We start from the raw sequence: 12,641 nt of genomic DNA on the forward strand, positions 1-12,641 counted from the left end.
TTGAGGGAACTAGAGAGTTTTTTTCTTAATCTTTAAAAGTTGTATGGTTGACTGGGCCAGAACCATGTCCGAGTTGAGGAGCGTCTTGGATGGCTTTCGTGATAAAGGCCTTGGCCTTATCAACTGCCTGGTAAAGACTTCTGCCCTTGGCTAGTTCAGCCGTAATCACAGCAGCAAAGGTACATCCAGTACCATGGGTGTGACAAGTTTGAATTCTTGGACTTTCCCAGACAAATTGCTCCTCCTTGGTAAAGAGGAAATCCTTGGCACCACCTTCAAGATGGCCACCTTTGATAACAACGGACTGAGGACCAAATTCTTTTATAATCAGGCGACCAGCACGCTGCATGTCTTCTGTATCATTAATCGAAAAACCAACAATCTCTTCTGCCTCAGGAAGATTGGGCGTGATAATGGTCGCAAGGGGAAGCAGATTTGTTTTTAGGTAGTCTCTGGCACTGGAATCAATCAGGGTGTCCCCACTCGTAGCGACCATAACAGGGTCAAGCACATAGGGACAGTCCAGCTTTTTAAGATAGGGTTGGATGATCTCCATGATTTCAGTAGTTGCCAACATCCCTGTTTTTACAGCCTGAGGCTTGATATCCGAAAAGACGCTCTCCAATTGAGCTTCCAGCATTTGGTTGGAGACGTGCTCGATTAATTGAACGCCTCTGGTATTTTGAGCGACAAGACTTGTCACAACGGCCATTCCATAGACATCTCTAGCTTGGAACGACTTTAAATCAGCCATAATGCCTGCACCGCCACTAGGGTCAGTTCCTGCAATGGTTAGAGCAACGGGTAAATAAGTCATCTAAAACCTCCCAACCAACTGAAGTTTGTATTCTTAAGAACAAGCTAGTCTGTTTCAGGAAAGCAATAGAAGACAAGTAGTCCTCATTATCATTTCCACTTCCATCAGCTAGCATTACCTAGATTGAGTCAAAGGGATCTAACAGTCGTTAATCTCAGCTTTACGCACCCCTAGTGGTTGTTTTCTTTTTTCTACAGTATAGCATATTTTTATAGTTTATATAGTGAAATTTGACTGAAAATCTCTCGTTACATGATTATTATTCTATTTTTCGAAAAAATAATAAAAATTATAGTTGACAAATGTAGATTTTCGGAGTATACTAATGACTGTGATCGACAAATGTAGATTTAGGAGGTGTGATTATGCAGATTTCAGATGCAGAATGGCAGGTCATGAAGATTATTTGGATGCAAGGGGAACAGACCAGTAGCGATTTGATCAGGGTTTTAGCGGAGCGGTTCGACTGGTCCAAGTCAACCATTCAAACTCTTTTGGCTCGTTTGGTTGAGAAAGAGTGTCTGACAAGGAAAAAAGAAGGCAAGTCCTTTGTCTATTCGGCTCTTTTAACTTTGGACCAAAGTCGGGATTTGCTTGTCCAAGATATCAAAGACAAGGTTTGTTCCCGTAGGATTAAGAACTTGTTGGCTGATTTGATTATGGAATGTGATTTTACTCTGGCTGACTTGGAAGACTTAGAAGCTGTGATTTCTGAGAAGAAAGTTAGCGCTGTAACAGAAGTAAGATGTAATTGTATGTAAAGGAGACGTCATGTTAAATAGTATTGTAACCATTATTTGTATTGCCCTTATAGCGTTTATCTTGTTTTGGTTTTTCAAAAAGCCTGAAAAATCTGGACAAAAGGCCCAGCAAAAAAAGGACTACCAAGAGATTCGTGTGGAGGTCATGGGGGGCTATACGCCTGAGTTGATTATTCTCAAGAAATCAGTGCCAGCCCGTATCGTCTTCGACCGTAAGGACCCTTCACCCTGCCTAGATCAGATTGTTTTCCCAGATTTTGGAGTGCATGCGGACCTGCCTATGGGTGAAGAGTATGTAGTGGAAATCACACCTGAACAGGCTGGAGAGTATGGTTTCTCTTGTGGCATGAATATGATGCACGGTAAGATGATTGTAGAATAGGAGAATGATATGACTGAAATCGTAAAAGCAAGTCTTGAAAATGGTGTTCAAAAAATCCGTATCACGGCAGACAAAGGCTACCATCCAGCCCATATTCAGCTTCAAAAAGGGATTCCCGCTGAAATTACCTTTCATCGTATAACTCCTTCAAACTGTTACAAGGAAATCCTTTTTGAAGAAGAAGACATCTTGGAACCAATCGGCGTGGATGAAGAGAAGACAATTCGTTTTACACCTCAAGAGTTGGGTGAGCATGAATTCTCATGTGGCATGAAGATGCAAAAGGGAAGCTACACCGTAGTTGAGAAGACTCGAAAATCTCTATCCCTCCTACAACGTTTTTGGATTACTAGTATTTTTACTCTTCCTCTTGTGTTTCTCATGGTTGGGATGTTGACAGGCAGCATTAGTCACCAAGTCATGCATTGGGGAACCTTTCTAGCCACAACACCCATTATGCTAGTAGCAGGTGGTCCCTATATCCAAAGCGCTTGGGCCAGCTTTAAAAAGCACAATGCCAATATGGATACCTTGGTGGCTCTTGGAACCCTAGTGGCCTATCTCTATAGCTTAGTTGCCCTCTTCGCTGGTCTCCCCGTTTACTTTGAAAGTGCTGGATTTATCCTCTTCTTTGTTCTTTTGGGAGCAGTTTTTGAGGAAAAAATGCGAAAAAATACTTCCCAAGCTGTGGAGAAATTACTGGACTTGCAGGCTAAAACTGCAGAAGTCTTGCGTGATGATCGCTATGTTCAAGTCCCCTTGGAGCAAGTCAAGGTAGGTGACCTGATTCGAGTACGACCAGGTGAAAAGATTGCGGTTGATGGGGTCGTAGTAGAAGGTGTGTCCAGTATTGATGAATCCATGGTGACAGGTGAAAGCCTGCCGGTAGACAAGACAGTTGGAGATACCGTCATTGGCTCCACTATCAATAATAGCGGAACACTGGTTTTTAAAGCAGAAAAAGTTGGTTCAGAGACAGTTTTGGCTCAGATTGTGGACTTTGTGAAGAAAGCCCAGACTAGCCGAGCACCAATTCAGGATTTGACGGATAAGATTTCAGGGATTTTTGTCCCAGCAGTCGTCATTTTAGCGATTCTGACTTTTTGGGTTTGGTTTGTCTTACTTGGGGCTAGCTTTGTGACTTCTCTCCTTTATGGGGTGGCAGTTTTGATTATCGCTTGTCCTTGTGCCTTGGGACTCGCAACACCAACGGCTCTCATGGTGGGAACTGGGCGTAGTGCCAAAATGGGCGTTCTCCTCAAGAATGGAACCGTCTTACAGGAAATCCAGAAAGTCAAAACTCTCGTCTTTGATAAGACAGGAACTTTGACAGAAGGAAAACCAGTGGTCACTGATATCATTGGCGATGAGACAGAAGTACTTGGCTTAGCAGCTTCTTTAGAAGAAGCCTCTCAGCACCCACTGGCTCAGGCTATTGTCAAAAGAGCGAGTGAAGCTGGACTTGAGATTCAAACTGTTGAAAATTTCCAAGCCTTGCACGGAAAAGGTGTCTCAGGGCAAATCAATGGGAAACAAGTCTTACTTGGAAATGCTAAAATGCTAGATGGTATGGATATTTCAAGCAATTATCAAGAAAAACTTGAAGAACTAGAAAAAGAAGCTAAGACAGTTGTGTTCTTGGCTGTTGACAATGAAATCAAAGGCTTGCTTGCACTACAAGATATTCCTAAGGAAAATGCTAAGCTTGCCATCAGTCAGTTGAAAAAACGAGGTCTTAAAACAGTCATGCTGACAGGGGATAATGCTGGCGTGGCGCATGCCATTGCAGATCAGATTGGCATTGAAGAGGTCATTGCAGGTGTATTGCCAGAAGAAAAAGCCCATGAAATCCATAAACTGCAACAAGCTGGCAAAGTAGCCTTTGTTGGTGATGGTATCAATGACGCTCCTGCCCTCAGTGTAGCGGATGTGGGAATTGCTATGGGAGCTGGAACAGATATTGCCATCGAGTCAGCAGATTTGGTGTTGACAACTAATAACCTCCTAGGAGTGGTTCGCGCCCTTGATATGAGTAAGAAAACTTTTCATCGTATCTTGCTCAATCTTTTCTGGGCCTTTATCTACAATGTCATCGGAATTCCGATTGCAGCAGGAGTCTTTTCAGGAATTGGTCTCGTTCTCAATCCAGAACTGGCTGGTCTAGCCATGGCCTTTAGTTCTGTATCTGTTTTGATCAGTTCACTCATGTTAAACGTTACTAAGATAGACTAAAAGCGGGCTTACCCGCTTTTTATACTCTTCGAAAATCTCTTCAAACCACGTCAACTTTATCTGCAACCTCAAAGCTGTGCTTTGAGCAACCTGCGGGTAGTTTCCTAGTTTGCTCTTTAATTTTCATTGAGTATTATAAAACAGTTCTGAAAAACGCTTTCAAACTGTACTGTAATAGAGAATAAAAACTTCTGAGCACATTTTTAGGAGACAAAAAACAATTATGGTAAAGTAGTAGAGTAAAAATTTGCTGAAACGTTTCCAATTAGTATATGAAAACGGATGAATCAAATTTTAAAAATATTTGAAGGAGAGTTATAATGACTCAAGGGAAAATTACTGCATCAGCAGCAATGCTCAACGTATTGAAAACATGGGGCGTAGACACAATCTACGGTATCCCATCAGGAACACTCAGCTCATTGATGGACGCTTTGGCTGAAGACAAAGATATCCGCTTCTTGCAAGTTCGCCACGAAGAAACAGGTGCTCTTGCTGCGGTTATGCAAGCTAAATTTGGTGGCTCAATCGGGGTTGCAGTAGGTTCAGGTGGTCCAGGTGCGACTCACTTGATTAACGGTGTTTACGATGCAGCTATGGACAACACTCCATTCCTTGCTATCCTTGGATCACGTCCAGTTAACGAACTCAACATGGATGCTTTCCAAGAGCTTAACCAAAACCCAATGTACCACGGAGTAGCTGTCTACAACAAACGTGTAGCTTACGCTGAACAATTGCCAAAAGTTATTGACGAAGCTTGCCGTGCTGCAGTTTCTAAAAAAGGTCCAGCTGTTGTTGAAATCCCAGTAAACTTCGGTTTCCAAGAAATCGATGAAAACTCATACTACGGTTCAGGTTCATACGAGCGTTCATTCATCGCTCCTGCATTGAACGAAGTTGAAATCAACAAAGCTGTTGAAATCTTGAACAAGGCTGAACGTCCAGTTATCTACGCTGGTTACGGTGGTGTCAAAGCTGGTGAAGTGATTACTGAGTTGTCACGTAAAATCAAAGCACCAATCATCACAACTGGTAAAAACTTTGAAGCTTTCGAATGGAACTACGAAGGGTTGACAGGTTCTGCTTACCGTGTTGGTTGGAAACCAGCCAACGAAGTGGTCTTCGAAGCAGACACAGTTCTTTTCCTTGGTTCAAACTTCCCGTTTGCTGAAGTTTACGAAGCCTTCAAGAACACTGAAAAATTCATCCAAGTTGATATCGACCCTTACAAACTTGGTAAACGTCATGCCCTTGACGCTTCTATCCTTGGTGATGCAGGTCAAGCAGCACAAGCTATCCTTGATAAGGTAAACCCAGTTGAGTCTACTCCATGGTGGCGTGCAAACGTTAAGAACAACCAAAACTGGCGTGATTACATGAACAAACTCGAAGGTAAAACTGAGGGTGAATTGCAATTGTACCAAGTCTACAATGCTATCAACAAACATGCTGACCAAGACGCTATCTACTCAATCGACGTAGGTGACACTACTCAAACATCTACTCGTCACCTTCATATGACACCTAAGAACATGTGGCGTACATCTCCACTCTTTGCGACAATGGGTATTGCCCTTCCTGGTGGTATCGCTGCTAAGAAAGACAATCCAGATCGCCAAGTATGGAACATCATGGGTGACGGTGCATTCAACATGTGCTACCCAGACGTTATCACAAACGTTCAATACGACCTTCCAGTTATCAACGTTGTCTTCTCAAATGGTAAATATGCCTTCATCAAGGACAAATACGAAGACACAAACAAACACTTGTTTGGTTGTGACTTCCCTAATGCTGACTATGCGAAAATCGCTGAAGCTCAAGGAGCTGTTGGATTTACAGTTGACCGTATCGAAGACATCGATGCAGTTGTTGCAGAAGCTGTTAAATTGAACAAAGAAGGTAAAACTGTTGTTATCGATGCTCACATCACTCAACACCGTCCACTTCCAGTAGAAGTACTTGAATTGGATCCAAAACTTCACTCAGAAGAAGCAATCAAAGCCTTCAAGGAAAAATACGAAGCAGAAGAACTTGTACCATTCCGCCTCTTCTTGGAAGAAGAAGGGTTGCAATCACGCGCAATCAAATAATTTCTCTCGTCGAATTTAATCTTTGATTTTCATAGAGAGAAACTTAAAAAGATCGGAGCAATCCGGTCTTTTTGTGGAGGATAGTAAATGAATTTAAATCAATTAGATATTATCGTGTCAGAAGTTCCCCAGGTCTGTGCTGAATTAGAGAGTATCTTGGATAAAAAGGCGGACTATGTTGATAACAGTTTTGCTCAGTTCACGATTGGCAGTCACTGTCTTATGTTGTCAGAGAATCATTTGATTCATTTGAACAATTTTCAGTCAGGAATCATTCTTCACATCGAGGTTGAGGATGTAGAGCAGAACTACCAACGATTGAAAGAGCTTGGTACTGAGATTTTATACGGTCCTTCTGAAACGGATTGGGGAACAGAGTCCTTATTAGTTAAAGGCCCTGCTGGCCTAGTGATTGACTTTTATCGTATGAAATAGGACGATTAGTCATTTGAAGTTAACCTTAATCATTCTTGAAACAGAATGTGAGAATAGGAACTATTGAAAGATCGGAGCAATCCGGTCTTTTTCTTATCACAAGATTGTGATAGTTTACATCTTCATAACAAAAGCTTCAAAGTCTTGATTGTTTTGAAAAAAGATTATAAAATATGATTCATAAAAATGAAAAAGGTTTTGAAAATGTCTGAAAAACAAATGAAAATTTTGGGTTGGGTAGCGACCTTCATGTCCGTTATGATGTATGTCTCTTACTTCCCACAAATCATGAACAACCTGGCTGGTCAAAAAGGAAATTTCATACAACCCTTGGTTGCAGCCATCAACTGTAGTCTCTGGGTTTACTACGGTCTTTTCAAAAAGGAAAGAGATATTCCACTTGCGGCAGCGAATGCACCGGGTATCGTTTTTGGTCTAGTAACGGCTATCACGGCATTGATTTAAAAAGAAGACTGGTTTCAGTCTTTTTTTGTACATAAAAATAGATTCTCAAGTAAAGAAAGTCTAATGAGAGTTGAGGAAAACAGCCGTTGACAGCTTGCTTTCTGAGTGCTGCTTTAGGGTTTCCTCCATCAAGTAAAAGATTGTTTCGTTACTATTTTTACAAAATCTTCTCCCTACTTTATAAGATAGGAAAAAGAGTTCAATTCGAACTCTTTTTTTGCTATAATGAGGGGAGAAAAATCAGACAGGAGATCGACATGTCAGAACCATTATTTTTACAATCAGTTATGCAAGAAAAAATCTGGGGTGGAACCAAGCTACGTGATGAGTTTGGTTACGACATTCCAAGTGAAAAAATCGGGGAATACTGGGCTATCTCAGCTCACCCAAATGGAGTTTCTAAGGTCGCTAATGGGCGCTTTGAGGGAGCAGACCTTGCTACTTTGTATGCGGAACACCGTGAGTTGTTTGGCAACCGTCCAGAACCAGTATTTCCTCTCTTAACTAAAATTCTCGATGCCAACGACTGGCTCAGTGTTCAAGTTCACCCAGACGATGCCTATGGACTAGAGCATGAAGGCGAACTTGGAAAAACAGAATGCTGGTATATCATCGCAGCAGACGAAGGTTCAGAGATTATCTATGGTCACAATGCCAAGTCAAAAGAAGAACTCCGTCAGCAAATCGAAGCTAAAGACTGGGATGGTCTATTAACAAAAGTCCCTGTTAAGGCTGGAGATTTCTTCTATGTACCAAGTGGAACCATGCACGCTATCGGGGCGGGAATCTTGATTCTTGAAACCCAACAGTCTAGTGATACAACCTATCGTGTCTATGACTTTGACCGTAAGGATGACAATGGCAACTTGCGTGAACTTCACCTTGAAAAATCCATCGATGTCTTGAACATTGGTGAACCAGCAAATAGCCGTCCTGTAACAGTCAAAGCTGATGATTTGTGTTCAACTCTCCTTGTATCCAATGATTTCTTCGTCGTTTACAAGTGGGAAATCACTGAAAAAGTTGATTTTGAAAAGACTGCTGACTACAGCTTGTTTAGTGTCTTGGCTGGTCAAGGTCAGCTTATTGTTGAAGGGAAAAACTACCCGATTCAAAAAGGGAGCCACTTTATCCTACCAAGTGATGTTGAAACTTGGATCCTAGAAGGGCAAGGGCTGGAATTGATTGTCAGTCATCCATAAAAAAAAGAAAGGGCCTGAGTTCACTACTCAAGTCCTTTTTGATTACATAAATTGGGCGATAAAGACCACAATGATGATAATTGGAATGATGAAACGAAGGAGGAAAAGCCAGACTTGGAAAAGTCCCTGTTTCCATGTTCTTTCATCAAGATGCAGTTCCTCCATGGCAAGGGCCTTCTTGAAAATATAGCCTGTAAAAAGAGACAAGCAGAGAGCACCGAAAGGCATGAGAAGGTTGGAAACCAAGAAATCCATAGCGTCAAAGAAGGTCTTTCCAAAAATGTGAACTTCCGCCATGACACCGTAAGATAGGGCTGAAGGAATTCCAAAAATAAAGGTCAAAATCCCTAAAATGGTACTCCATTTAGCACGCTTGCTGTTGTCCTGATTGGTGACATTGCCCACATTGATTTCCAGCATGACGACTGAAGAAGTGACCGTCGCAAAAAGGAAGAGCAAGAGGAAAAGGATGTAGAAAATGGTTCCAAAGGGCATCTTGTCAAAGAGTTGAGGCAAGACGATAAAGAGTAGGCTTGGTCCCCCTTCAGACTGGATATTGAAGGCTGACATGGCTGGGAAAATGGCTAGACCTGCCATGATGGATACCGAGATGTTCATGGCTACAATGGAAATCCCTGATTGGACCAGATTGGTTTTCTTGTCTAAGTAAGAAGCATAGGTCAGCATGGCTGTAACCCCTAGTGAGAGGGCAAAGAAAGATTGTCCCAGAGCATAGAGGAGACCAGCACTGGTCAGTTTTGAAAAGTCTGGTTTTAAGAAGTAAAGAACCCCTTCCATGGCATTTGGCAAGCTGAGCGAGCGCCCAATGATCACGACAAAGATGATAAAGAGCAGGGGCATCATGACTTTCGAAGCTCTTTCGATCCCTTTTTGGACCCCACGTGATACAATAAAGATATTCAACAAGATAAAGGAAGCTTGAGCCCCTAGAGCAATGGCTGGATTTGAAATGATTGAAGTGAATAACTGAGCATAATCACCTGTTCCATCAAGCTGGAACAATTTCCCAAACTCAATGCCTAGATAGACTAAAATCCATCCTCCAATAACACTGTAGAAAGATAAGAGGATAAAGAGGGCAAAGGCACCAATCCAACCGATAAAGTTGTACTTGCTATTCTTGCCAAGTTTTCCAAAGGTTTTAATTGCTGAAACACCAGCGCTACGGCCTAGGGCGAACTCAGCAAGCAAGAGCGGGAAACCGATTAAAATGGTAGAAATGAGAAAGACCAGTAAAAAGCCTCCACCGCCATTTGCAGCAGTCATGTAGGGAAACTTCCAAACGGCACCAAGACCGATGGCTGAACCAGCAGATGCTAGAATAAAGCCAAGTTTCGAGCCCCATTGCGATTTTTCTGACATAGTTAAACTCCAATCTCGTTTTTTAAAATAAGAAAAGGCTACTTGAGTTGTCAAATAGCCTTCTCTCAATGGCTCTTTATGAGCCTTCTGTTTGATTGATAGACTTGACTATCCTATCATGTTTTCTAATGTCTGTCAAGAAAACCATTTTCAAGTTTTCACACCTTTCACAAAAAGTTAAAAATGTTTCGCAAAAACGCTTGACTCTGACCTAAGGGGAGGGTTTATACTATTCTTGTAAGGAGGAAATCATGTACCATATAAAAGAAGCTGCGCAGCTTACAGGTGTCTCTGTCAAGACCCTGCACCACTATGACAAGATAGGACTCTTGATTCCCTTGAAGTCGGAAAACGGCTATCGAACCTACAGTCAAGAGGATTTGGAACGCCTTCAAGTCATTCTTTACTATAAATATCTAGGTTTTTCTTTAGAAAAAATAGCAGAGCTGTTAAAGGAAGATAGATCAGATTTGTTGCCTCACTTGACTAGACAGTTGGACTATTTGACTCGAGAAAGGCAACATCTAGATACCTTGATTTCCACCTTGCAAAAAACCATTCAAGAACAAAAAGGAGAAAGAAAAATGACCATTGAGGAAAAATTCACGGGATTTAGCTATCAAGACAACCAAAAATACCACCAAGAAGCGATAGAGAAATATGGGCACGAAGTCATGGATCAAGCCCTCGAGCGACAAAAAGGTCGTGAAGATGAGTCTACGGCCGCCTTTAACCAAGTCTTTCAAACTTTGGCACAAAATCTTCAAGCTGGTTTACCTGCAACAGCAGCCGAAAACCAAGAGCAAGCAGCCAAGCTCTTGCAAGCCATTCGTACTTATGGATTTGACTGCTCTATTGAAGTCTTCGGTCATATCGGAAAAGGATACGTCTACAACCCAGAGTTTAAGGAAAACATTGACAAGTTTGGACCTGGAACAGCCCAGTACACATCAGATGCCATTGCAGCTTACGTTCAGACACAGACAAAATAAAAATCAGCGGAGTTACCTCTGCTGATTTTTTCTGGTTTCAAGTACTATTTGGTTAATAGTTTTTCAACTACGTTTAACTTTCGCATGGTCAGAACCACGCCAAACAATTTTTCAAGATAGTTGGTATTGAGCTTTTTTTGTTTTGCAGTTCTAGGAAGATAGAGGTAGAGACAGTAATCGCCTACACAGATTTCTTCCTCGCCGTAGTCAGTTTTCAATTTTTCTAGTGGCAGACTTTGGATAAGTCCTTGATAAAGAATTACATGCACACGATCATGAAGATAGTCTTCTTTAAATGGATTCTCATGAACAATCTTTTCAAAATCGTTCTTATTCTTGATAACCATTTTTAAGTCGGCCCCAATTTTTTCCTGTATCAAAGTATGAACGCGTTCTCGTATTTCTTCTAAATCTGAGTCACTCTCAAGAATGATATTCCCACTTTGAATATAGGTTCGAACGTGTTCTCGTATTTCTTCTAAATCTGAGTCACTCTCAAGAATGATATTCCCACTTTGAATATAGGTTCGAACGTGTTGAAAACCAGCTTCTGTCAAAATATCTACCAAATAAGACATTTTCGGGATAGCATTTTTTCCATTAGGAGTAACGCCTCTTAGTAAAATAATATGTTCCAAAGGACTTCCTTTCTTATTTGGTATTTATTGGATTGGAGCCTGCCACCCAGCCGGTACAGAGGGCAGAAGTGATGTTAAAGCCACCCGTGTGGGCATTGATATCCAGTACCTCGCCAGCAAAGTGGAGGCAAGATACCAGCTTACTTTCAAGGGTTTTAGGATTGATTTCCTTAAGACTGACGCCTCCTTTGGTGACAAAGGACTTAGCCAATGACATTTTACCAGTGACAGGAATTTTGAGAGACTTGATAGACTGGAGTAGTTGCTCGCGTTCTTTTTCAGTTAGTTGTTTGACTTTTTCAAGATAGCCTTGCACCAAAAATTCTGCCAAGCGTTCCGGAAGCAAGGTTTTTAAAGCATTTTTCAAGGATTTTTCCCGATTATCTTCTAGAAATGCAGCCAAGTCCTTCTCAGAAAGTTGAGGCAAGATATCGAGAGAGAGAACCTCCCCGCCTTTGACAAAGCTAGACATACGTAGGGCAGCAGGACCTGACAAACCAAAGTGGGTAAAGAGCAGATCATGAGTGATGACATGCTTGCCATAGCTTAGGGTCACGTCATCTAGGGAAATCCCCTGTAAGGACTTATGTGGAAAATCCGTTAATAAAGGACTTTCAGCAGCTTCAAGCTCGGTAATGGTGTGCTTAAAATGGCGAGCAATCTCGTGACCAAAACCAGTCGAACCAGTCGAAGGATAAGACTTACCACCTGTTGTGACAATCAGTTTATTACAAGTGAAGGTTTGGTCTGCGGACTTAAGGACAAACTGGTCATCTATTTTTTTAACCGAAACAATTTCAGTTTGAGTGAGAACTTGTCCTCCTAGCTCAGCGATTTTCTTTTCCAGCGCATCGATAATAGTCCGAGATTTGTCGCTGGCAGGAAAGACGCGGCCGTGGTCTTCAACCTTGAGTTTAACACCGTTTTCCGTGAAAAAGTTGATGATATCATGGTTATCAAACTGGGAGAAGACACTGTATAGAAAGCGCCCGTTACCAGGAATTCCAGCCAGAAGGTCATCTAAGCTTCCGTTATTGGTGACATTGCAACGGCCACCACCAGTACCAGCTAATTTTTTTCCGAGTTTCCGATTTTTTTCGATGAGAAGAGTTTTCTGACCATAAAAGCTACTGGAAATGGTAGCCATCATGCCAGCAGGCCCTCCACCGATGACAATAGTATCAAAATGTTTCATAGCTCTATTGTACCACAAAAAACAAGAGATGCTTGGCATCTCT

At 41.8% G+C, this 12,641-nt stretch carries 12 protein-coding genes and 1 riboswitch; of the genes, 8 read left to right on the plus strand and 4 right to left on the minus strand.

Annotation, left to right across the window (positions count from 1 at the left end; translation table 11 throughout):
* Window positions 1-25 precede the first annotated feature (25 nt).
* A complete protein-coding gene (gene thiD, locus ACUW6H_RS00405; RefSeq protein ID WP_454359059.1) occupies window positions 26-817 on the minus strand; it encodes a bifunctional hydroxymethylpyrimidine kinase/phosphomethylpyrimidine kinase in 792 nt (263 codons plus the stop codon).
* A gap of 83 nt (window positions 818-900) precedes the next feature.
* A riboswitch (TPP riboswitch) is annotated at window positions 901-999 on the minus strand.
* Window positions 1,000-1,182: 183 nt separating this feature from the next.
* Between thiD and ACUW6H_RS00410 the strand changes: the two genes are divergently transcribed.
* The 7 genes from ACUW6H_RS00410 to manA all read left to right on the plus strand — a co-directional run bounded on the left by ACUW6H_RS00410 (window position 1,183) and on the right by manA (window position 8,390).
* Window positions 1,183-1,578: a CopY/TcrY family copper transport repressor gene (locus ACUW6H_RS00410; protein ID WP_454359061.1), complete on the plus strand. Its 396-nt coding sequence runs from the start codon at window positions 1,183-1,185 to the stop codon at window positions 1,576-1,578.
* Between the two features lie 10 nt (window positions 1,579-1,588).
* On the plus strand, window positions 1,589-1,960 hold the full coding sequence (locus ACUW6H_RS00415) for a cupredoxin domain-containing protein (protein WP_070656971.1): 372 nt from the start codon (window positions 1,589-1,591) through the stop codon (window positions 1,958-1,960).
* Between the two features lie 9 nt (window positions 1,961-1,969).
* Complete coding sequence (locus ACUW6H_RS00420) at window positions 1,970-4,192, plus strand: heavy metal translocating P-type ATPase (RefSeq protein ID WP_454359063.1); 2,223 nt, start codon at window positions 1,970-1,972, stop codon at window positions 4,190-4,192.
* Window positions 4,193-4,512: 320 nt separating this feature from the next.
* Window positions 4,513-6,288 (plus strand): pyruvate oxidase, encoded by a 1,776-nt coding sequence (gene spxB / locus ACUW6H_RS00425; RefSeq protein WP_454359065.1) that lies wholly within the window; start codon window positions 4,513-4,515, stop codon window positions 6,286-6,288.
* A gap of 87 nt (window positions 6,289-6,375) precedes the next feature.
* On the plus strand, window positions 6,376-6,723 hold the full coding sequence (locus ACUW6H_RS00430) for a VOC family protein (RefSeq protein ID WP_454359067.1): 348 nt from the start codon (window positions 6,376-6,378) through the stop codon (window positions 6,721-6,723).
* 204 nt (window positions 6,724-6,927) lie between these two features.
* Complete coding sequence (locus tag ACUW6H_RS00435; protein WP_001291473.1) at window positions 6,928-7,188, plus strand: SemiSWEET family transporter; 261 nt, start codon at window positions 6,928-6,930, stop codon at window positions 7,186-7,188.
* 257 nt (window positions 7,189-7,445) lie between these two features.
* Entirely contained in the window at window positions 7,446-8,390 is a 945-nt protein-coding gene (gene manA, locus ACUW6H_RS00440) for a mannose-6-phosphate isomerase, class I (RefSeq protein ID WP_454359070.1), read from the plus strand.
* Window positions 8,391-8,432: 42 nt separating this feature from the next.
* Here manA and ACUW6H_RS00445 read toward each other — a convergent pair whose 3' ends face one another.
* Window positions 8,433-9,773, minus strand: a complete 1,341-nt coding sequence (locus tag ACUW6H_RS00445) for a sodium-dependent transporter (RefSeq protein WP_454359071.1) — start codon at window positions 9,771-9,773, stop codon at window positions 8,433-8,435.
* A 251-nt stretch (window positions 9,774-10,024) separates the two neighbouring features.
* Here ACUW6H_RS00445 and ACUW6H_RS00450 point away from each other — a divergent pair, with 251 nt between their 5' ends.
* The gene (locus ACUW6H_RS00450; protein WP_454359072.1) at window positions 10,025-10,765 is read left to right on the plus strand and encodes a MerR family transcriptional regulator; all 741 of its coding nucleotides are present in this window, start codon (window positions 10,025-10,027) and stop codon (window positions 10,763-10,765) included.
* Between the two features lie 44 nt (window positions 10,766-10,809).
* On the opposite strand, the gene ACUW6H_RS00455 is transcribed toward ACUW6H_RS00450, so the two are convergent.
* Window positions 10,810-11,403, minus strand: coding sequence for a DUF1697 domain-containing protein (locus ACUW6H_RS00455; RefSeq protein ID WP_454359074.1), 594 nt, complete (start codon window positions 11,401-11,403; stop codon window positions 10,810-10,812).
* Between the two features lie 13 nt (window positions 11,404-11,416).
* Window positions 11,417-12,598, minus strand: coding sequence for an NAD(P)/FAD-dependent oxidoreductase (locus tag ACUW6H_RS00460; RefSeq protein WP_454359076.1), 1,182 nt, complete (start codon window positions 12,596-12,598; stop codon window positions 11,417-11,419).
* Between the last annotated feature and the right edge of the window lie 43 nt (window positions 12,599-12,641).

The organism is Streptococcus sp. 151470009-6 (assembly GCF_053628175.1).